Below are 18,956 nucleotides of genomic sequence, written 5' to 3'. Positions count from 1 at the left end.
TCCACTTCCCACGACATCGCCGAGGCTCCCTCCTCTTCCTTGGAAGGGATGGGGGAGCCTGCCAACAGAATCCCTCCACTTCCCACGACATCGCCCAGGCTTCCCTCACCCGTGCAGCGGAGGAGGAGAAAACGCTATGCCCCCACCTTCTCGCCGCCTTCGCGACACGCTACTCTGCGCGCTTCTTTCCAGTTCTCGCTTTACGATGGACCGCATGGCCCAGACCAATCCGCCTGAAGACCTGATGCAGTACGAGGCGATGGCCCAGGACGCCCTGCGCGGCGTCGTGAAGGCCGCGCTGAAGAAGGCCGCCGCGCCCGGCGGCCTGCCCGAGCCGCACCATCTGTATATCACCTTCAAGACCCAGGCGGCGGGCGTGTCGGGCCCCCAGGACCTGCTGGGCAAGTATCCCGACGAGATGACCATCATCCTGCAGCACCAGTACTGGGACCTGGCGCCCGGCGAGACCTTCTTCTCGGTGACCCTGAAGTTCGGCGGCCAGCCCAAGCGGCTGTCGATCCCCTATGCGGCCGTGACCCGGTTCTACGACCCGTCGGTGCAGTTCGCCCTGCAGTTCGAGGCTCCCGAGATCGCGCCGCAGGAGCCCGAGCCCGAGCCGGAACCCGAAGCGGCCGTCACCGCCGAGGGGGGCGAGGAAGCGCCGAAGATCATCTCCCTCGACCAGTTCCGCAAGAAATAGCCGCGTGAGCGACATCGCCCCAAGCGACCTGGTCTCGGAAACGCCGCAGGCCCTGACGGACGAGGCGATTCTCGCGCGCTTTCACGCCTCCAGGAATCCGCCGGGCAGCGCCCGCACCCTGGGCTTCCACATGCTGGCGGTCAGCCAGGCCGAGCGCCGGGTCGAGGTCGCCTTCGCCCCCTCGGTCGAGGCGGTTGGCAATCCGATGGGCCAGGTCCAGGGCGGATACGTCTGCGCCATGCTGGACGAGTGCATGTCGGTGGCCGGCATGATCGCCTCGGGCATGACCTGCGTGGTCCCGACCCTGGAGATGAAGACCAGCTTCCTGCGCCCGGCCATCCCAGGCCCGCTCAAGGGCGTCGGCTGGGTGGTCAAGTGGGGCCGGACGGTCTGCTTCCTGGAAGGCGAGCTCTACGACCCCGAAGGCCGGCTGCTGGCCAGGGCCAGCGCCACGGCGATCCCCACGCCGCTCTCGAAGTTCAAGACGTAACGGGGCCATGCGACGGTTCGCAAGCCTGGTCCTGGGTCTGCTGCTGCCACTGCTCCTCGTCGCGCCCGCCCGGGCCGCCCAGGCTAACGGCTCGCCGTTCGCCGACTGGGCCGCCGTCGTCGTGGCCGGCGACTGGCGCGCCCATTCGGGCGGCCCGACCGAGGCCTTCGACAACGCCCGGCGCGACGTGAGCCTGACCTTGGCCGGGCTGGGCTTCTCGCCGGACGCCATCCGTCAGTATTCGGTGCGCCCCAAGCGTTATATGGCCGTGAAGCCCCGCAAGACCGACCTTCGCGCCATTCACGCCGACCTGAGCGCCCTAGCGGCCACGCATCCCGCCGGGTGCCTGGTCTATCTCACCAGCCACGGCGCGCCGGAGGGCGCGCTGCTGGACGAAGACCTCCTGCCGCCCACCCTGCTGGCGGCCGTGGTCGACGACGCTTGCCCGGCCCGTCCGTCGATCGTCGTGGTCTCGGCCTGTTTTTCGGGGGTCTTCGTCAAGCCGCTGCAGCGCGACGACCGGATGATCCTGACGGCGGCGCGGTCGGACCGCACCTCGTTCGGCTGCAGCGAGGACGACAAGTACCCCTATTTCGACGACTGCTTCCTCTCGTCGGCGCCCGCCGTCCACGACTTCGCCGCCCTGGGTCGGGCGGTGCAGGCCTGCGTGGCCCGGCGCGAACACGACACGGGCGCCGAGCCGGCCTCGGAGCCGCAGCTGTGGATCGGCGCCGGCCTGCGACCGCTGCTGCCCCTCTACGCCTTTCCGCCGCGAGACCCCGCCAAACCCACCGCGTCCCTCAGGCGCCGCTGACCGATCAGGCGTCCACGGGAAAGACGCCCGGGCGGGGCCACATCCCCTTTGATCCCTGGCCGGGGCGCCCTAGAAGTCTGCTCACCCTTATTTCTCATAAGCTGGCGAGGTCTTGTTCGTGACGCTGCGTCTTTCGTTCAGGGCCGTTCTCTCAGCGGCAGTCATCGGCTGCGGCCTGTTTGGCGCGACGATGGCTGAGACCCAGGACGTCGCCCCGGCCCCGCGGTCGCCCGCGGCGACGCTCGCCACCCTGCCCTCCGCCCCGATCCCCTATACGTCGACGGTTCGCCGCCGCCGCGCGCCGCGCCCCCGCCCCGCCGCGCCGACCGCCCCCGCCGTCGCCCGAACCGCCACGACGCCGACGTCCGCGCCGGCGGCGTCCCCGGTGGCGAGGCCGGCCGCGACGCCCGTCGCCACCGCGCCGAACGCCGCCCCCCCGCCCCCTCCTCCGGCGCCCGCCAGCGCCGCCGCCCCGCTGCCCGTCGCCGACCTCGAGGCCTATGTCGACGGCGTCGTGCGCGACCGCATGGCCCGCGACCACATCGCCGGCGTGACCATCGCCGTCGTCCAGAACGGCCAGGTGGCACTGAAGAAGGGCTATGGCGTCGCCAGCCTGAAGGACGGCCGGCGCGTCGATCCCGACACGACCCTGTTCCGCGTGGGCTCGATTTCCAAGACCTTCACCTGGATCGCCCTGATGAACGAGGTCGAGGCCGGGCGCATGCGCCTGGACGCCCCGATCAACGTCTACCTGCCCGAGAAACTGCAGCTGAAGGACCAGGGCAAGAAGACCCCGGTGCGGCTACGCGACCTGATGACCCACACCGCCGGGTTCGAGGACCGGGCTCTGGGCCAGCTGTTCGAGCGCGACCTGCGCCGCGAACGGCCGCTGGAGCTGTATTTGCGTCAGGAGCGCCCCAACCGCGTGCGCGAGCCGGGCCTGCTGCCGGCCTATTCCAACTACGGCGTCGGCCTGGCCGGCGCGGCCCTGGCCAACGTCACCGGCCAGCCGTTCGAGAAGGTGATCGCCGACCAGGTGATCCTGCCCGCCGGCCTGACCCACACGACCTTCCGCGAGAACCATCCGTGGCGCGACGACCTGCCCGCCCCGATGGCCCCGGCCCTGGCCGCCGACCTGTCGGACGGCTTCCGCTGGACCCCGCTGGGCTTCCAGACCGAGGCGCCGGAGTTCGTCGGCCACATCGCCCCCGCCGGCGCCGCCTCCAGCACGGCCGGCGACATGGCTCGCTATATGACCCTGCTGCTGAACGGCGGGACGATCGACGGCCGGACGGTCTTCTCGCCCCGGACCAGCGCCCTGTTCCGTACGCCGATGTACCGCCCGGCAGAAGGCGCGCCGGGCTGGAACGCCGGCTTCATGGACATCCCCCTGCCCGGCGGCAAGCGCGGCTTCGGCCATGCCGGCGCGACCCTGTGGTTCCACTCCAACCTGGTCATGGTTCCCGAGCTGGGCCTGGGCGTATTCGTGGCGGTCAACACCGACACCGGCGCCGACCTGCCCGCCAGTCTGCCCGCAACCATCATCGAGCGCTTCTACGCTCCGCGTCCGGAGATCCCCGCCGCCAGCCGGATCACCCACGACGAGGCCCGCGCCTACGAGGGCCGGTTCCTGACCACCCGCCGCGCCTATGGCGGGCTGGAGGGCTTCATCGACCGCCTGATCGGCGAGGCGACCGTGCGCGCCGCGCCGGACGGCCGCCTGACCCTGACGATCGACGGCAAGTCCAGCCAATGGTCCGCCACCGACCAGCCCGACACCTTCGCGCCCGCCAGCGGCGCGGGCCTGCTGGTGTTCCAGCGCGAGGACGGCAAGGTGGCGCGGTTCTTCTCGCCGATGGGCGGGGCGGCGTTCGAGCGCATCGGCTTCCCGTACCAGCGCGGCCTGCTGACCACCATCGCCGCCCTGGCCGGCCTGGCCGCCCTGGCCACCCTGGTCGGCGTGGCCACCCGCGACCGCCGCGAGGCGCGCCAGACCCCGACCCAGGCCCGCGCCAGCCTGCTGCAGACCATCCAGGCCATCCTCTGGCTGATCGCCCTGATCGGCGTTGGCGTGTTCGCCAGCGGGGCCGGCGACCTGGCCAAGGTGTTCTACGGTTGGCCCAGCGGCTGGCTGCTCAGCGCCTCGGCCTGCGCCTTCGTGGCCACCCTGCTGACCATCGCCACCCTGGCCATGCTGCCGGTGGTGTGGCGCGGCGGCCGGCGGGTCGACAGTTGGACCTCGCTGCGCAAGCTGGCCTTCACCTGCACGACACTGATCTTCCTGGGCTTCGCCCTGCTGCTGGCGGCCTGGGGCTTCCTGGAGTTCTGGAACGCCTAGGGACAGCGAAGACCCCCTCCGGCCCTTCGGGCCACCTCCCCCAGAGGGGGAGGATCTAGTCCGAGCAGGTGCTCCCCCTCCGGGGGAGCTGTCGCGAAGCGACTGAGGGGGTCTCACCGACGCGCCCGCCGAGAGGGAGGCCTCAGCCCTCCAGCGTCCCCCGCAGGAAGCGCGACTCCAGCCTGCGCACCACGATGACGATCCGCTCGCGCTCGGCTGGGCGGCGCTCGACCAGCAGCCGGGCGACCTGGGCGTCGTCGTGGAAGGCGTAGCCCTTGATCGCGTCCAGCAGGGCCTTGGCCAGGTTGTCCAGGTCCATCCACGGCGGCTCGCCGACGAACTCCATGCCGATCTCGACCGAGAACTCGCCCCAGGCGGGGCGCGAGCCACGCCAGACCTTGCGGAAGAACTCGTAGATCAGCGGCTTGTAGTATTTGGCCTGGGTGGTCAGGCCGTCGACCACCAGGGTCAGTTCGCCGTCGTCCTCGCGGGCCCGGACCTTGCCGTGATGCGTCCAGCCGTCATCCATGTCAGGCCAGAGGCTCGACCTTCACCGCCGTGCCGTAGGCCAGCACCTCGGTGATGCCTTCCATGATCTCGTTGGCGTCGTAGCGCATGGCCAGGATGGCGTTGGCCCCCATCTCGGCCGCGTGGGCCACCAGCAGGTCGTAGGCCTCCTTGCGGGCGGCCTCGGCCAAGTCGACATAGATCGACAGCTTGCCGCCGAAGATCGACTGGATCGAGCCGCCGATATTGCCGATCACGCTGCGCGAGCGGACGGTGACGCCGCGCACCAGGCCCAGATGGGCGACGATGCGATGGCCGGGCAGATCGTTGGTGGTGGCGACGAGCATGAGCGGTCTCCTGAGGCGCGAGAGCATTCTCGAGCGCCCCGCCCCTATATCGGACCGCTCGCCGCCCCGCCATCGCTAGAGCCGCAGATGGATCCCGCGCCGGTGCAGAGGCGCGATCGCCGCGGTGATCAGGGCCAGGATCGCCAGGGCGCAGAGGAACGAGGCCAGGTAGGGATCGGCGGTCAGGCGCTGGGCCGTCTCGAAGCCGAAGCCCTGGGGCGTGAGGTCTGGAAGCCCGGCCCGGTGCGTCTGCAAGGTCAGGCCGGCGCAGGCTCCCAGCACCTGCGACATCACGAACGCCAGGATGGCGTTGCCGCCCAACACCTTCAGCGGCCAGGCCGCGAACCGGGCCGCGCGCGCCTTCAGGACGATCTGCAGCACGATCAGGGCGACCAGGGAGGCACCGCTGCTGAACAAGGCGAAGCTGGGCGTCCAGAGGCGCTTGTTGACCGGCACGATCGGGTCCAGCGCCAGGCCGGCGACGATCAGCGCCGCGCCCAGGACGAGCAAGGCGGCCAGGACGCGGCCCTGTCCCTGGCGCCCGTTGTTGGCCTGGGCCAGAAACACGGCCGCGACGGCGCCCAGCAACACGTTGACCGTGGCCGGAAACGTCGAGAGCAGGCCTTCCGGATCATAGGTCACCCCAACGCCCTCGGTCGTGCCGTAGGGCCACAGGTGGGGGATCGTGAAGACCGCCCGGTCGATGAAGGCCGGCAGCGCCCCTTGCGAGTCCCAGCGGTCGACGCCGAACCCGGGCACGGGCGTGAAGGTCAGCAACGCCCAGTAACCGACCAGCAGCCCAGCGACGGCCAGGACGACGACGACGACGTTCAGGCGCAGCCGGCCGTCGGCCTCGGCCTGGGCGGACAGGATGCAGATGGCGCTGGCCAGGGCGTAGCAGAGGCCGATCCGCTGCAGGACACCCGGAATGCGCAGGTGGGCCAGGTCGAAGCTGGGCAGGGCGTTGAGCACCAGGCCCAGCAGGATCAGCAGCGCCGTGCGCCGGGCGATCTTGCTCCACAGGGCGGCTGAGGTCCCCTCTCCGACCCTAAGGCGCGGGATGGACAGGCCGATCGCCACGCCGACGCAGAACAGGAAGGTGGGAAACACCAGGTCGGCGGGCGTCCACCCGCGCCAGGCCGCGTGCTTGAGCGGCGCATAGGCATAGGCCCACGCCCCCGGGCTGGTCACCAGAATCATGCCCGCGACGGCCAGTCCTCGCAGAACATCCAGCGCAACGATCCGTCCACCACCCGCCTTCGCCGAGTCCATGGCTTACCTCCCCCTTTTTGTCGGCGGGACCTTGCCACAAAAGACAGCGCTGTCAAATCGCATTGTCCAGATGACGGAGGCCGATCCGCTACGCCGGCGGCGGGCCGAACGCAGGATGCCTTGGGAAACCCGTCGCGGACTTCAGAGCCCCGCCATCGCCGCCAGCTTGAGCACGGTGTTCCAGTTGCGGGCGGTGCCCAGCGGCGCCCGCTTGGTCTTCTTCCAGTCGCGGTCGAGCATCGAATGGCCGACGTCGTCGGGGTAGTCGATATAGAGCTCGCGCGTTCCGGCCTTGAAGGTCTCGGGACCGGTGATCGCCGCGCGCAGCGTCGCCTCGTCCCCGTCCGGCAGCGGCCCCTTCATGAAATGCACCAGCAGGTGGTTGGGGTGGCTCCTGGCCTCGTCCGGATAGGGGTTGGCGTCGATGATCGCCCTCAGTTCCGCCGGCGTGCGGACGAAGAACTCGGTGCGCAGGCCCATGCGCTTCTCCAGCCCGTCCTCCAGGCGTTGCTCGATGTCGGCGTCCGAGCCGCCCCTCCCCCACAGCACCAGGTTGCCGCTGGCCAGCAGGGTCTTGGCGTCGTCGAAGCCCAGGTCCTTGGCCAGGCCCAGCAGGTCGTCCTTCAGCACCTTGCGGCCGCCGACATTGACGCCGCGCAACAGGGCGATGTGAGGGCTCATCGGGCGAACTCCGTTCCGTGATTGTTCCCGTCGTAATCCGGCCGAGCCCTGATCGCAACCCGCGAGCGTTGCCCTGGGCGCGCCTTGGGTCTAGACCCCCGCTCGACCGTTTTTCCGGGAGACCCGCCGCATGACCGCCACGCGCAACGAGACCGACACCTTCGGCCCGATCGCCGTCGAGAACGACAAGTACTGGGGCGCCCAGGCCCAGCGTTCGCTCGGCAACTTCAAGATCGGCTGGGAGAAGCAGCCGCTTCCCGTCGTCCGCGCCCTGGGCGTCGTCAAGCGCGCCGCCGCAGAGGCCAACCTGGCCCTGGGCAAGCTGGATCCCAAGATCGCCGAGACCATCGTCGCCGCGGCCAACGAGGTGATCGAGGGCAAGCTCGACGCCCACTTCCCGCTGGTGGTCTGGCAGACCGGCTCGGGCACCCAGTCGAACATGAACGCCAACGAGGTGATCAGCAACCGGGCGATCGAGATGCTGGGCGGCGAGATGGGCAGCAAGAAGCCCGTCCACCCCAACGACCACGTCAATATGAGCCAGTCGTCGAACGACACCTACCCGACGGCGATGCACGTGGCCTGCGCCGAGCAGATCGTCCACGACCTGCTGCCGGCCCTCAAGCATCTGCACGAGGCCCTGAAGGCCAAGTCCGACGCCTGGGCCAAGATCATCAAGATCGGCCGCACCCACACCCAGGACGCCACCCCCCTGACCCTGGGTCAGGAATTCGGCGGCTACGCCCAGCAGGTGGCCAACGGCATCGAGCGCATCGAACAGACCCTGCCCAAGCTGATGCAGCTGGCCCAGGGCGGCACCGCGGTCGGCACGGGCCTCAACGCCCCGATCGGCTTCGCCGAGAAGGTGGCCGAGCAGATCGCCGCCATCACCGGCCTGCCCTTCACCACCGCTCCCAACAAGTTCGAGGCCCTGGCCGCCCACGACGCCATGGTCTTCAGCCACGGCGCGATCAACACCGTCGCCGCCAGCCTGTTCAAGATCGCCAACGACATCCGTTTCCTGGGCAGCGGCCCGCGCGCCGGCCTGGGCGAACTGAGCCTGCCGGAAAACGAGCCGGGCTCGTCGATCATGCCGGGCAAGGTCAACCCGACCCAATGCGAGGCCCTCACCCAGGTCTGCGTCCAGGTGTTCGGCAACCACGCCGCGGTCACCTTCGCCGGCAGCCAGGGCCATTTCGAGCTGAACGTCTTCAACCCGGTGATGGCCTATAACTTCCTGCAGTCGGTGCGCCTGATGGCCGACGCGGCGATCAGCTTCACCGACAACTGCGTGGTCGGCATCGAGCCGCGCGTCGACAACATCAACAAGGGCGTCGAGAACTCGCTGATGCTGGTCACCGCCCTGAACGGCAAGCTGGGCTACGACATCTGCGCCAAGATCGCCAAGGCCGCGCACAAGAACGGCACCACCCTGCGCGAGGAAGCCGTCGGCGGCGGCTACCTGACCAACGAGGAATTCGACCAGTACGTCCGCCCCGAGAACATGATCTCGCCGGGCTAAACGCATTCCACCGAAGTGGACGCCGGTTCGGCGATCGGAATGCGCGCCAACTAGGAGTGCCCATTGATCCAGCTGATCCGGATCCTCGACGACCTGCCGGACGGCTTTCCCGCCCTCCTCGCCGACGCCGCGAGCGAGGGCGTCGGCAACATGGCGCGGCTGGCCGACGGCTGGGCCAGCGGCGACCAGCGCTTCGACCGCGACGGCGAGGCCCTGCTGGGCGCGCTGCTGGCCGGCGAGCTGGCGGGGATCGGCGGCCTCTCCCTCGAACCCGCCGCGGCCGAACCCGCCCGCCGCGTGCGCCGGTTCTACGTCCGCCCCGCCTTCCGCCGCCACGGTGTGGCGCGCGCCCTGGCCTCCGCGCTGGTGCAGGAGGCCCTCGACCAGGTCGACCTCCTGACCTGCAACGCCGCCGCCTCCCCCGCCGCCGCGCCGTTCTGGGAGGCGCAGGGGTTTTCGTCGAATGGTTCGGGGCCTTGGACGCACGTGCTGCGACGGAGCGCGAGCTAGAAACCTCGCTTTCCGCGCCTGTCAGGCCGGCAAAGCCCGTGTTAGCCTCCGACCATGGGCAAGGTCGAACTCGACATCGGCATCGATCCGGAACTGCTGGCGCAGGCCAAGCGGCTGGGCATTTCCGTCGCCGGCATGAGCGAGACCCAACTGCGGCTGCATCTCCAAAAGATCGACCCCGCCGGAGCCGAAGAGCGCGCGCGGCGGTGGACGGAAGAGAACGCCGAGGCGCTGAAGGCTTATCGCGAACGGGTCGAGAAACGCGGCGTCTTCGGAGACGACCTGCGGACGTGGTGATCCGGCAGTTCGACGTTTTCCCAAACCCGTCGCTCCGCAGCCGCGAAGACGCGCCCTACGTCGTTGTCCTGCAGTCGCAATACGCTGGAGATCTGGCGACCGCTGTCGTAGCGCCTGTCTATCGGGCTGAGGTCGCCGAAAGGTTCACGAACCTGACCGTGCACATACAGCTCGACACTTGGGATTTCGTTGTTTCCATTCCCGAACTCGTCGCGATGAACTCAGCGAGGCTTCGTGGCAAGATCACAGACCTCCTTGCCCACGAAGACGACATCCGCCGCGCCGTCGACCGCCTGTTCACCGGCTTCTGACGCCCTACGGCTTGACCACCACTGTCCGCCCGATCGGGGCGATGGCCACGATGGCCAGCTGCAGGTCCTTGATCGCGAACGGGATGCCGATGATCGTCACGGCTTCGGCGACGGCGATCATCAGGTGCGACAGGGCGATGTACCAGCCGCCCAGCACGAACCAGATCACGTTGAGCACGCAGCCCAGGCCGCCGGTCCCGAGGTCGCCCTGGCCGGTCACCATGTCGCGCGGCAGGATCTCCTTGCCGAACGGCCAGAAGGCGAAGCCGGCGATGCGCCAGGCCGCGCCGGTATAGGGCAGGCCGACGACGGTGATGGCCAGCAACAAGCCGCCCAGCAGCCACAGCAGGCCGCTGATCCATCCGCCCAGGACGAACCACAGGATGTTGAGCAACAGGCGGATCATGACGGTCTCCGGCGAAGCCCGCTCCAGGGGCGCGACCTAGGCGTGCGACGAATCGCGATCGATGTCGAGCTTCGCCTTTCGCGCCGCTCGGACGTGACCTTGCCACAAGCTATCGCTATGTGACGGTCGAGAAACAAAAGCCGCCGCGTCCGATTCCGGGCGCCGCGCCGTCACGAGGGCATGATGAGTCTGTTCCGCAAGAAGAAGCATCAGGCGATCTCGCTGCCCGTCGGCGTCGCCCCGATCCCCGCCTCGGTGAAGTTCCGCGGCTGCACGTTCCGCATGCCCGACCACTGGGTGATCACCAAGCAGCTGCTGGACGGCAAGGACTACGAGCCCTGGGTGCTGGACTACTTCCTGCAGACCCTCAAGCCCGGCATGACCGTGCTGGACGTCGGAGCCAGCTGGGGCGCCTTCGCCCTGCCGGCCGCCCGGAAGGTCGGCCCCGCCGGCCGGGTGATCGCCATCGAGATGAGCCCGGGCAACGGCCGGGTGATCCTGGAGAGCGCCAAGACCAACGCCATCGACAACATCCGGCTGATCCTGGTGGGCGTGTCCGACACGCTGGAGACGGCCTTCCTGCGCCGCCAGACCATGCACAACAACCACCAGCTGGAGCCGGCGGGCCAGGCCGCGCCGGACGACCTGAGCGACTACGACTTCGCCCCGGTCGTGCCCATCGACCTGCTGCGCGGCGAGCTGGGCCGGGTCGACGTGATGAAGATCGACATCGAGGGCATGGAATATCGCGCCTTCATGGGCGCCAAGGCCTTCATGGCCGAGCAGAAGCCGATCACCTTCCTGGAATATTCGCCGCGCTTCCAGGCCGAGACCTCGCGCGCCGAGGGCTCGGCCCTGCTGAGCTTCTTCCTGGACCTGGGCTACGGGATTGAGATCCTGCACCGCAAGAAAAAGCGCGAGGCCGTGAAGGGCGCGACGCCGGCCGAAGTGATCGCCAAGGTCGACGCGGCCTGGAAACGGCATGTCGAGGACGACAACGGCACGCACCTGGACCTGTGCTTGAAGGCGTAGGGCTAGCGGCTGTCGCCGTGCGTCCTTCGAGGCCCGCCATGCGGGCGCCTCAGGATGAGGAACGTTGTTGCTGACGCCTCTTCCTGAGGTGCGAGCCGCGGGCGAGCCTCGAAGGACGCACGGCGCGGCCGCCTACTTGATCAGCTGCCACCGCTTGGCCCACCGACCCTTGCCGAAGCGCGTGAGGATCAGCAGGTACAGCCCAGCGTAGATCACCGTCCCCACGCCGACGACGGCCATCGCCCACGGCCCCGGCGCATGCCAGGGCGGAAGCGCCAGCCAGTCGTGCGGCGGCGCGGTCAGCTCCAGCCACAGCCCGCCCACCCAGGCCAGCGAGAACAGCAGCACGGCCGGATAACGCAGCAGCGGGCTCTTCTGGACCAGCAGCAGGAACTGGACGAAGGCCACGGCCAGGCCAGCGGCGACAGCCGCGCCGGTGGTCAGCCAGCCGTTGTGCGCCAGCGCCTCGACCCGCACCGCCGCCGACACGGCCGCCCACAGCGGGGCCCATAGCACCGGACCGAACATCAGCAACAGGACGCCGAAGCCGATCACCACGCCCAGGCCGCCGCCGATCACCTTGCCCGCCGCTTCGCCGGCCTGGTGGGCGTGGCCATGCGGATCGCCGCTGGGATTGTCGGGCGTGGTCTTCAGGACGGTGTTCAGGGACGGCAGCGGTCCTTCCGGCGAGCGCGGAAGCATGTTGCCGGCCTTGGATCCCCCGGCCCGCGCCATCAGGCCCGCCGGCTGACCGCGAAGTCGGCCAGGCTCTCGAGGCTGGAGCGCCAGTCGTTGGTCGGGAAGCCCGACAGCGCCGCCTTGGCCTTGTCGGCATAGGCCGCGGCCAGGTCGAGCGTGGCCTCCAGCGCCCCGGTGCCGACGATCAGCTCGCGGGCCCGGCGGAAGTCGGCCTCGGTCTGCTCGCGGCGGCCGATGGCCCGCTCCCAGAACTCGGCCTCGCGCGGACCCGAGCGGGCGATGGCCAGCAGCAGCGGCAAGGTGGCCTTGCCTTCTCGGAAGTCGTCGCCGGCGTTCTTGCCCAGGGCCTCGGTCGTGCCGCCGTAGTCCAGGGCGTCGTCGGCCAGTTGGAAGGCCAGGCCCAGGTTCATGCCGTAGGCGCGCAGGGCGTCCGACTGGGCCGCAGACACGCCGGCCGAGACGCCGCCGGCTTCCGACGCCGCGGCGAACAGCTCGGCGGTCTTGGCGGCGATGATTTCCAGATACAGCGCCTGCGACAGGTTCAGGTCGTGGCTGCGGGTCAGTTGAAGCACTTCGCCTTCGGCGATGACGCGGCTGGCCTTGGCCAAGATCTCCAGCGCCTTCATCGAGTTGGTCTCGACCATCAGCTCGAAGGCGCGGGCGAACAGGAAGTCGCCGACCAGCACGCTCTGCGCCGCGCCCCAGATCAGGTGGGCCGCGACCTTGCCGCGCCGCAGCTGGCTGCCGTCGACCACGTCGTCGTGCAGCAGGGTGGCGGTATGGATGAACTCGACGGCGGCGGCCAGCTTCAGGCAGGCAGCGTTGTCCGACCCGGCCAGGCGCGCCGCGGCCACGGTCAACAGCGGACGCAGGCGCTTGCCGCCGGCGGCGATCAGGTGCTCGGCCAGGGCCGGAATGACCGGCACTTCGCTCTGCATGCGCGCGGTGATCAGGGCGTCGACCCCGGCCATGTCGGCGGCGGCCAGCCGCACGAGACGATCCACCGATCCCGGCTCCCGGGCGAGGGTCGCTGCAGCTGCGTCCAAAACCATACTCTCCCTGGCTGACGCCCGCCGGCGGTCGGCGTACGCCTCGCGTCCCTTGGGCTTGATCAGCCGTTGCGAGCGACAATGGTGGCGGGATAGGTCAGGGTCAAGGCGAGCACAAGGCTTGAAACGTTGCCGAACGAGATACCCGCGCCCACGAGCCCCCAAAGCTTCACCGAAGACGCCGTCCTGAACGGCCGCGTGCGGCTGCGCCAACCCGTGGCGGGCTATCGGGCGGGCATGGACGCGGCCCTGCTGGCGGCGGCCTGCGACGCGAAACCGGGCGACCGGGTGATCGAGGCCGGCTGCGGGGTCGGCGGGGCGCTGCTGGCGGCGGCGGCGCGGCGGTCCGGCGCCCGATTCGTCGGGCTGGAGCGCGATCCCGCCGCCGTCGATCTGGCGCGGGGCAACGTCGCATTGAACGATCTGGCCGACCGCGTGGAGATCTTCGGCGGCGACGTCGAGCGCGGTTTCCGCGCCCTGGGCCTGCCGGTGTTCGACGCGGTGATCAGTAATCCGCCGTTCTTCGACGATCCCGGCGCCCTGCGTGCACCCGCGCCGGAGAAGGCCGGCGCCTGGATGGCCGACGGCGGGCTGGCGGCCTGGACCGCCTTCTGCCTGAAGGCGGTGCGCGAGGGCGGGACGATCACCCTGATCCACCGCACCGACCGCCTGGTCGACATTCTGTCGTTGCTGTCCCCCAAGGCCGGCTCGTTCAGGATCCGCCCGATCGCGCCCTTCGCCGACGTCCCGGCCAAGCGGGTGGTCGTCCGGGCGATCAAGACCGGCAAGGCCCCGCTGGTCCTGTTGCCCCCGCTGGTCCTGCACGACCGCGAGGGGACGGGCCATTCGGCGGCGGCCGAGGCGATCCTGCGGGGGGATGCGGCGCTGGGGTGGGGTTAGGCATCCGTTCGGGCGGCGATCACCTGCCCCCTACTGGCCTTCGGCCGTCTTCCCCCATAGGGGGAAGAGCCTGCGGCGGGAGGCTCCGCCCCCTATGGGGGCGGACAGGCGGCGAAGCCGCCAGGTGGGGGCAAGTGGGCGCCCCCTACTCCGCGTACAGCGCCAGCGCCTCCAGGCACATCTCCAGGCCGGTCAGGTCGTGCAGCGGGTCGTCGGTGATGATCACGAACAGTCGGCGGGCCTCGGCCCACAGCATCAAGGTCTCGGGCAGGCCGAAGTCCTCGACCACGCAGCCGTCGCCGTCCCGCCAGACGCCGTGCTCGTCGCGCTGGGCGCCGACATGCACCTCGACCCGGTCGACATATTCGGCCTCGCTCTCGTCGGCGACGTTGACATAGGCCATCACCGGCCGCCCCAGCCCGGCCAGCACCCCGGCCTCGAACGCGGCGGCGCTGGCGCAGGACGGACCGCGGAACGGCGTCAGATTGATGATCCCGGCGTCGGCCTGCCGCAGCTTGGCCATCCTCTCGGCGTAGAGTTCGCGGGCCTGGACCTCGACATTGTCGGCCTGGGTCTCGACGATGGCCGGCGCGGTCAGGCCGGTGAAGCCGTTGTCCGCGCAGAAGGCGCGTTGGCGCGCGGCTTGCGCCTCGGCGTCGGGAAGCCAGGGCTCGGGGCCGGCCAACCAGATGGAACGTACGGGTCTCATGCCCCTTAGAACTTGCCGAACCGGGACGCTGTCAACCGCCTTGAGGACCATGGACGTTTTAGATCGCAGGACCCTGATCGCCGCGACCGCCGCCGCCCTGGCCGCGCCCGGCCTCGCCAAAGCCGCCGCGAGCGACCCGTGGCTGGCCTACGACCGCCGCCTGCGCCGTCAGCTGGCCGACAGCCGGGGCGATTTCGACCCCGATTTCGAGACCGACCTGCGCGACCTGGGCGACCTTTTCCGGCGCGGCCGGCGCCTCCCCGGACTGGCGCCCGATCCCGGCCTGACCCTGGCGGCCCGCGCCCACGCCGCCGACATCGCCCGCACCGACGTCTTCGACCACATGACCCGCGAGGGTTTCGGCCCCGCCGCCCGCGTGGGCCTGCTGGCCCGCGACCTGGTCGGCGCCCCGGCCGAGAACATCGCCGAACGCCTGAACGCCAGCGGCTCCGTGCGCCCCGACCAGATCATGGGCCAGTGGAAGACCAGCCCCGGCCACCGCGCCAACCTGCTGGCGCCGGGCTTCACCCATGTCGGCTACGGCGTGCTGCGCCGGGGCCGCGAGGTGATCGCCGTCGGGGCCTACGCCGAGGTCTCCGCGCGCCTGGCCGCCCCCGCCCCGCTGCGGGTGGCGTCGGTCGCGGCCATCGCCTCGGTCCTGGCCAACGCCGTCCCGCGCATCGACCAGTTCTCGGTCTCCGAGCCCGGCGCCGAGGCCCTGGTCGAGACCTATGTCGAGGCGCCCGGCGCCCGGACCCTGCCGCCGGGCGCCTGGCAGCTGCGTCCGCACCTGTCGACCGGGGCGCGGAAGTACCAGGTGGCCTGGGGGCCGGTGTTCGTGCTGGGCTGAGGCGCCCAAATCCGCTCTCCCCGACGAATGCCGGGACCCGGATCCCGAAGCGGGGCCGGATTGGAAGGGCGCGCCAGAGTCATTCCATTCGCCGGACGAGCAGTCCGACGGCTCGCTGTGAAAACGAAAAACGGCGGGCTCTTTCGAACCCGCCGTCCATCGTTCGATCAAGGCTCAAGGCTAGTCGTCAACCGAAGTCGGCCACGGAAATGGCGGCGCGGGGGGATTGGGCGTCGGCGGTGGCGGGCCTTGGGTCAATTCGCAAGCGGTCACATTCTGATCGAAGCAGGCGTTCCACTCCGGTGTGAAGCGCTCGAAACGCGGGTCGCAGCGCGACCAAGCCCATTGGACGCAGACCTCGGGGCGCGCCTGCGCCGCCGTGGTCTGAACCACCGTGCCGGCCACCAGAGCGGCGACTGCGGCTCCAAGACGAAGAACTTTGGAGAAAGACATACAACCTCCAGCCTAAGGCGCGCGAGATCGCGCGCCCATTTATGTGACCTAAGATTGTATCAGCCGTCAATTGAGTACGAACGACGGAAACGAAAAACGGCGGGCCCTTTCGAGCCCGCCGTTCGTCGGTTCAGCGATGAAGCCGAAAAGCCTAGTTCTTGGCCACGTCCACCAGCTTGTTCTTGGCGATCCAGGGCATCATGGCGCGCAGGCGGCCGCCGACTTCCTCGATCTGGTGCTCGGCCGCGCGGCGGCGGGTCGCCTTGAAGCTGGGCTGGCCGACCTGGTTTTCCAGCATGAAGTCGCGGACGAACTTGCCCGACTGGATATCGTCCAGCACGCGCTTCATCTCGGCCTTGGTTTCCGGCGTGATGATGCGCGGGCCGGTGACGTACTCGCCGTACTCGGCCGTGTTGCTGATCGAGTAGTTCATGTTGGCGATGCCGCCTTCGTACATCAGGTCGACGATCAGCTTCAGCTCGTGCAGGCACTCGAAATAGGCCATTTCCGGCGCGTAGCCGGCTTCCACCAGCACTTCGAAGCCGGCGCGGACCAGTTCGACCGTGCCGCCGCACAGGACGGCCTGCTCGCCGAACAGGTCGGTCTCGCATTCCTCGCGGAAGTTGGTCTCGATGATGCCCGAGCGGCCGCCGCCGATGGCGCTGGCGTAGGCCAGGCCGAGGTCCAGCGCGTTGCCGGTGGCGTTGTGGTGCACCGCGATCAGACAGGGCACGCCGCCGCCCTTCTGGTACTCGCCGCGCACGGTGTGGCCGGGGCCCTTGGGGGCGACCATCAGCACGTCGATGGTGTCCTTGGGCTCGATCAGGCCGAAGTGGACGTTCAGGCCGTGGGCGAACAACAGGGCCGCGCCGTCGCGGATGTTGGGCGCGATGTCGGTCTTGTAGATCGCGGCCTGGTGCTCGTCGGGCGCCAGGATCATCAGCAGGTCGGCCCAGGCGGCCGCCTCGGCCACGGTCATGACCTTCAGGCCTTCGCCTTCGGCCTTCTTGGCGGTCGGCGAGCCGGCGCGCAGGGCGACGGCGACGTTGGTCGCGCCCGAGTCCCGAAGGTTGAGGGCATGCGCGTGCCCTTGCGAGCCATAGCCTACGATCGCGATCTTCTTGTCCAGGATGCGGGCGAGGTCGGCGTCGCGATCATAATAGACGCGCATGTTTTTTCTCCAGGACTGGTCGATATGGCCGCCCCGCGCAACGGCGGAGCGACAAAGGCCGGGCGTTTGAGCGTTTTTTTGCCGTTTCGTCAAGGCGATGACGACAGAACGTTGTGACCCGCGTGCCTCTGTGGCGACGTTTTAGACGTTGAGGCCTTCCACCGCCATGGCCAGCCTTCAAGAAGCCGCCGCCAACGCCCTGATCTTTTCGCGAGGACCGCGTCCTGCGGGGCGGCTTGAAAGGGGATGGGGACGCCCGCATGCGGGCGTCCCCGGCCGCGTCACCCGCTACCAGAACAGGTCGTAATAGACGCTCAGCACCTGGCCGCTCCAGACGTCGACCAGCACCGCGTCGTCGCCGACCCGCACCCACTCGCAGCCGATCGGCGGATACGGCAGGCCGTATCGCCAGGCGTCCAGATAGTAGGATTGGCCGTACCAGCCGCCCGGCAGATAGTCGCCGAACGCCCAGTGGCGCACGTAGAAGCCGCGCGGATAGCGGTAGGCCGGGACCCGATAGCGCTGGATGGCGCGATAGGACGGCCGGTAGCGACGCTGGTCGTAGCGCTGGCGATCGTTGTCGCGGTCGCGCCACTGGCCGTCGTGGCCCGGACGACCGTAGTCGGGTCGGCCCCAGTCGCCGCGCCCGGGGCGGTTCCAGCCGCCGTTCCGGTCGCCGCGATCGCCGCGATCGCCACGGTCACCACGGTTCTGGTCGCCGCGGTTCTGGTCGCCGCGATCCCAACCGCCGCCGCGGCCGCCCCGCTCCTGCCAGCCGTCCCGGACGCCGCCTTCCCGCGGGTTCCGGGGCTGAGGCGCGGGCGGCGGTTGCGGAGGTTGCGCGGGCTGCTGCGCCTCGGGCGCCGGCCGGCCGCCGCCGTTCCAGTCGGGACGGCCGCCGCGATCGCCACGGTCACCCCGATCGCCGCGTTCGCCGCGTTCGCCGCCGGACCGACGCCAGCCGCCGCGGTCGCCGTCGCCCGAAGGCTGCTGTTGCGGCTGGGCCTGCTGCTGTCCGGGTTGCTGATGTTGCTGGCGCCAGCCGCCGCCGTCGCCGCGTTCGCCGCGACGGTCGGGGCGATCCGGGCGGTCCTGCCCGGCCCCGGCGGCCTCCGCCGCGGCCCCGCCCAGCAAGGACAGGATCATCGCGGCCGTGATCAGACGTTTCATGTCTTTCCAAGTGCTCCAAGAGGCCTTGTGCAGGCCCCGTCGCTCATCCCTTGTAGGGAAGTGTCGGCCTTGCTCCATGAACCGCGTTTGAACGACGACGCCCATCCAACATTGCAAAAAGGGGGATCCGCCATGACCGCCAAACCACAGGACGTGCTGGGTTTCTGGACCGCCGCCGGCCCCGGCAAATGGTTCGCCAGGTCCGACGCCTTCGACGACGCCATCCGCCTGAAGTTCGAGCCCGTCCACCTGGCCGCCGCCCGAGGCAAGTACGACGCCTGGGCCGCGGACGCCGAGGGCGCCCTGGCCCTGGTGATCCTGCTGGACCAGTTCCCCCGCAACCTCTTCCGCGACAGCGGCCACGCCTTCGCCACCGACGGCAAGGCCCGCGCGATCGCCGCCGCCGCCGTGGCCGCCGGCCACGACAAGGCCGTCGCGCCCGAACTGCGGCCGTTCTTCTACCTGCCCTACGAGCACTCCGAATCCCTGGCCGACCAGGAAACCGGCATCGCCCTGTTCGAGGGCTTGCTGAAGGACACCGGCGACGCCGACAGCCTCAAATGGGCCATCGCCCACCGCGACATCATCGCCCGCTTCGGCCGCTTTCCTCATCGAAACAAGGCCTTGGGCCGGGTCACGACCACGGCCGAACAGGCGTTCCTCGACGAAGGCGGCTTCGCGGGCTGAGGCGAGCTTGGCCGAGCCGCCCGCGCACGCTAGGGTTGGCG

Annotated in this window: 22 protein-coding genes and 1 pseudogene; 12 read left to right on the top strand and 11 right to left on the bottom strand. The window is 69.8% G+C overall.

Going from position 1 to position 18,956, the window contains the following annotated elements; genetic code table 11:
• The first annotated feature begins 214 nt into the window (after positions 1-214).
• The 4 genes from BM066_RS19465 (at position 215) to BM066_RS19450 (ending at position 4,342) form a co-directional block, all read left to right on the top strand.
• Positions 215-700 carry an SspB family protein gene (locus BM066_RS19465; RefSeq protein WP_026176495.1) on the top strand — a complete coding sequence of 162 codons (486 nt, stop codon included), beginning with the start codon at positions 215-217 and terminating at the stop codon, positions 698-700.
• Between the two features lie 4 nt (positions 701-704).
• A complete protein-coding gene (locus tag BM066_RS19460; protein WP_018061594.1) occupies positions 705-1,190 on the top strand; it encodes a PaaI family thioesterase in 486 nt (161 codons plus the stop codon).
• Positions 1,191-1,197: 7 nt separating this feature from the next.
• Positions 1,198-2,004 carry a C13 family peptidase gene (locus BM066_RS19455; RefSeq protein ID WP_018061593.1) on the top strand — a complete coding sequence of 269 codons (807 nt, stop codon included), beginning with the start codon at positions 1,198-1,200 and terminating at the stop codon, positions 2,002-2,004.
• Positions 2,005-2,122: 118 nt separating this feature from the next.
• The gene (locus BM066_RS19450) at positions 2,123-4,342 is read left to right on the top strand and encodes a serine hydrolase domain-containing protein (RefSeq protein WP_089930006.1); all 2,220 of its coding nucleotides are present in this window, start codon (positions 2,123-2,125) and stop codon (positions 4,340-4,342) included.
• 142 nt (positions 4,343-4,484) lie between these two features.
• On the opposite strand, the gene BM066_RS19445 is transcribed toward BM066_RS19450, so the two are convergent.
• The 4 genes from BM066_RS19445 to BM066_RS19430 all read right to left on the bottom strand — a co-directional run bounded on the left by BM066_RS19445 (position 4,485) and on the right by BM066_RS19430 (position 7,149).
• The gene (locus BM066_RS19445) at positions 4,485-4,871 is read right to left on the bottom strand and encodes a RusA family crossover junction endodeoxyribonuclease (RefSeq protein WP_018061143.1); all 387 of its coding nucleotides are present in this window, start codon (positions 4,869-4,871) and stop codon (positions 4,485-4,487) included.
• A gap of 1 nt (position 4,872) precedes the next feature.
• Entirely contained in the window at positions 4,873-5,196 is a 324-nt protein-coding gene (locus BM066_RS19440; RefSeq protein WP_018061142.1) for a YbjQ family protein, read from the bottom strand.
• A gap of 75 nt (positions 5,197-5,271) precedes the next feature.
• Positions 5,272-6,468 carry an acyltransferase family protein gene (locus BM066_RS19435; protein ID WP_026176396.1) on the bottom strand — a complete coding sequence of 399 codons (1,197 nt, stop codon included), beginning with the start codon at positions 6,466-6,468 and terminating at the stop codon, positions 5,272-5,274.
• A 141-nt stretch (positions 6,469-6,609) separates the two neighbouring features.
• A complete protein-coding gene (locus BM066_RS19430; RefSeq protein WP_089930002.1) occupies positions 6,610-7,149 on the bottom strand; it encodes a DUF1697 domain-containing protein in 540 nt (179 codons plus the stop codon).
• A 130-nt stretch (positions 7,150-7,279) separates the two neighbouring features.
• Between BM066_RS19430 and fumC the strand changes: the two genes are divergently transcribed.
• The 4 genes from fumC to BM066_RS19410 all read left to right on the top strand — a co-directional run bounded on the left by fumC (position 7,280) and on the right by BM066_RS19410 (position 9,789).
• On the top strand, positions 7,280-8,671 hold the full coding sequence (gene fumC / locus BM066_RS19425; protein ID WP_089930001.1) for a class II fumarate hydratase: 1,392 nt from the start codon (positions 7,280-7,282) through the stop codon (positions 8,669-8,671).
• Positions 8,672-8,734: 63 nt separating this feature from the next.
• Positions 8,735-9,181, top strand: a complete 447-nt coding sequence (locus BM066_RS19420) for a GNAT family N-acetyltransferase (RefSeq protein ID WP_089930000.1) — start codon at positions 8,735-8,737, stop codon at positions 9,179-9,181.
• Between the two features lie 54 nt (positions 9,182-9,235).
• Complete coding sequence (locus BM066_RS19415; protein ID WP_089929999.1) at positions 9,236-9,478, top strand: type II toxin-antitoxin system CcdA family antitoxin; 243 nt, start codon at positions 9,236-9,238, stop codon at positions 9,476-9,478.
• Positions 9,472-9,789: a CcdB family protein gene (locus BM066_RS19410; protein ID WP_177218504.1), complete on the top strand. Its 318-nt coding sequence runs from the start codon at positions 9,472-9,474 to the stop codon at positions 9,787-9,789. The genes BM066_RS19415 and BM066_RS19410 overlap by 7 nt, the downstream gene beginning before the upstream one ends.
• 4 nt (positions 9,790-9,793) lie before the next feature.
• On the opposite strand, the gene BM066_RS19405 is transcribed toward BM066_RS19410, so the two are convergent.
• The gene (locus BM066_RS19405; protein WP_089929997.1) at positions 9,794-10,195 is read right to left on the bottom strand and encodes a YccF domain-containing protein; all 402 of its coding nucleotides are present in this window, start codon (positions 10,193-10,195) and stop codon (positions 9,794-9,796) included.
• Between the two features lie 183 nt (positions 10,196-10,378).
• Here BM066_RS19405 and BM066_RS19400 point away from each other — a divergent pair, with 183 nt between their 5' ends.
• Positions 10,379-11,227, top strand: coding sequence for an FkbM family methyltransferase (locus tag BM066_RS19400; protein ID WP_089929996.1), 849 nt, complete (start codon positions 10,379-10,381; stop codon positions 11,225-11,227).
• A 6-nt stretch (positions 11,228-11,233) separates the two neighbouring features.
• Here the strand turns inward: BM066_RS19400 and BM066_RS27380 are convergent.
• The 3 genes and pseudogenes from BM066_RS27380 to BM066_RS19390 form a co-directional block, all read right to left on the bottom strand.
• A pseudogene (locus tag BM066_RS27380) lies at positions 11,234-11,352 on the bottom strand (hypothetical protein); the annotation flags it as partial.
• 7 nt (positions 11,353-11,359) lie between these two features.
• Positions 11,360-11,962 (bottom strand): hypothetical protein, encoded by a 603-nt coding sequence (locus BM066_RS19395; protein ID WP_255367656.1) that lies wholly within the window; start codon positions 11,960-11,962, stop codon positions 11,360-11,362.
• Positions 11,962-12,972 carry a polyprenyl synthetase family protein gene (locus BM066_RS19390; RefSeq protein WP_177218505.1) on the bottom strand — a complete coding sequence of 337 codons (1,011 nt, stop codon included), beginning with the start codon at positions 12,970-12,972 and terminating at the stop codon, positions 11,962-11,964. Before BM066_RS19390 ends, BM066_RS19395 begins: the two co-directional genes overlap by 1 nt.
• Before the next feature lie 132 nt (positions 12,973-13,104).
• Between BM066_RS19390 and BM066_RS19385 the strand changes: the two genes are divergently transcribed.
• Entirely contained in the window at positions 13,105-13,875 is a 771-nt protein-coding gene (locus tag BM066_RS19385) for a tRNA1(Val) (adenine(37)-N6)-methyltransferase (RefSeq protein ID WP_255367655.1), read from the top strand.
• 145 nt (positions 13,876-14,020) lie between these two features.
• Here the strand turns inward: BM066_RS19385 and BM066_RS19380 are convergent, their stop codons facing one another.
• Entirely contained in the window at positions 14,021-14,584 is a 564-nt protein-coding gene (locus BM066_RS19380; protein WP_089929994.1) for a nucleoside 2-deoxyribosyltransferase, read from the bottom strand.
• 49 nt (positions 14,585-14,633) lie between these two features.
• Here BM066_RS19380 and BM066_RS19375 point away from each other — a divergent pair, with 49 nt between their 5' ends.
• Positions 14,634-15,434 carry a CAP domain-containing protein gene (locus tag BM066_RS19375; RefSeq protein ID WP_089929993.1) on the top strand — a complete coding sequence of 267 codons (801 nt, stop codon included), beginning with the start codon at positions 14,634-14,636 and terminating at the stop codon, positions 15,432-15,434.
• A 604-nt stretch (positions 15,435-16,038) separates the two neighbouring features.
• Here BM066_RS19375 and ilvC read toward each other — a convergent pair.
• Together ilvC and BM066_RS19365 are read right to left on the bottom strand one after the other, a co-directional pair.
• A complete protein-coding gene (gene ilvC, locus BM066_RS19370; RefSeq protein WP_089929992.1) occupies positions 16,039-17,058 on the bottom strand; it encodes a ketol-acid reductoisomerase in 1,020 nt (339 codons plus the stop codon).
• A 288-nt stretch (positions 17,059-17,346) separates the two neighbouring features.
• On the bottom strand, positions 17,347-18,228 hold the full coding sequence (locus BM066_RS19365) for an RcnB family protein (protein WP_089929991.1): 882 nt from the start codon (positions 18,226-18,228) through the stop codon (positions 17,347-17,349).
• Positions 18,229-18,360: 132 nt separating this feature from the next.
• Here BM066_RS19365 and BM066_RS19360 point away from each other — a divergent pair, with 132 nt between their 5' ends.
• Positions 18,361-18,915: a DUF924 family protein gene (locus BM066_RS19360; protein WP_089929990.1), complete on the top strand. Its 555-nt coding sequence runs from the start codon at positions 18,361-18,363 to the stop codon at positions 18,913-18,915.
• Positions 18,916-18,956: the final 41 nt, after the last annotated feature.

This window comes from Caulobacter sp. UNC279MFTsu5.1 (assembly GCF_900114015.1).
Taxonomy (GTDB): Bacteria; Pseudomonadota; Alphaproteobacteria; order Caulobacterales; family Caulobacteraceae; genus Caulobacter.
Note: the sequence above shows the minus strand (reverse complement) of the source record. Positions and strands in the feature narration are given on the sequence as shown.

Bases quoted from the DNA above. Each gene is read 5' to 3' on its own strand.
- BM066_RS19430 (WP_089930002.1), bottom strand. From the start codon at position 7,149: ATGAGCCCTCACATCGCCCTGTTGCGCGGCGTCAATGTCGGCGGCCGC.
- BM066_RS19415 (WP_089929999.1), top strand. From the start codon at position 9,236: ATGGGCAAGGTCGAACTCGACATCGGCATCGATCCGGAACTGCTGGCG.
- BM066_RS19365 (WP_089929991.1), bottom strand. From the start codon at position 18,228: ATGAAACGTCTGATCACGGCCGCGATGATCCTGTCCTTGCTGGGCGGG.
- BM066_RS19380 (WP_089929994.1), bottom strand. From the start codon at position 14,584: ATGAGACCCGTACGTTCCATCTGGTTGGCCGGCCCCGAGCCCTGGCTT.
- BM066_RS19395 (WP_255367656.1), bottom strand. From the start codon at position 11,962: ATGGCGCGGGCCGGGGGATCCAAGGCCGGCAACATGCTTCCGCGCTCG.
- ilvC (WP_089929992.1), bottom strand. From the start codon at position 17,058: ATGCGCGTCTATTATGATCGCGACGCCGACCTCGCCCGCATCCTGGAC.
- BM066_RS19375 (WP_089929993.1), top strand. From the start codon at position 14,634: ATGGACGTTTTAGATCGCAGGACCCTGATCGCCGCGACCGCCGCCGCC.
- fumC (WP_089930001.1), top strand. From the start codon at position 7,280: ATGACCGCCACGCGCAACGAGACCGACACCTTCGGCCCGATCGCCGTC.
- BM066_RS19445 (WP_018061143.1), bottom strand. From the start codon at position 4,871: ATGGATGACGGCTGGACGCATCACGGCAAGGTCCGGGCCCGCGAGGAC.
- BM066_RS19360 (WP_089929990.1), top strand. From the start codon at position 18,361: ATGACCGCCAAACCACAGGACGTGCTGGGTTTCTGGACCGCCGCCGGC.
- BM066_RS19440 (WP_018061142.1), bottom strand. From the start codon at position 5,196: ATGCTCGTCGCCACCACCAACGATCTGCCCGGCCATCGCATCGTCGCC.
- BM066_RS19405 (WP_089929997.1), bottom strand. From the start codon at position 10,195: ATGATCCGCCTGTTGCTCAACATCCTGTGGTTCGTCCTGGGCGGATGG.
- BM066_RS19465 (WP_026176495.1), top strand. From the start codon at position 215: ATGGCCCAGACCAATCCGCCTGAAGACCTGATGCAGTACGAGGCGATG.
- BM066_RS19435 (WP_026176396.1), bottom strand. From the start codon at position 6,468: ATGGACTCGGCGAAGGCGGGTGGTGGACGGATCGTTGCGCTGGATGTT.
- BM066_RS19400 (WP_089929996.1), top strand. From the start codon at position 10,379: ATGAGTCTGTTCCGCAAGAAGAAGCATCAGGCGATCTCGCTGCCCGTC.
- BM066_RS19455 (WP_018061593.1), top strand. From the start codon at position 1,198: ATGCGACGGTTCGCAAGCCTGGTCCTGGGTCTGCTGCTGCCACTGCTC.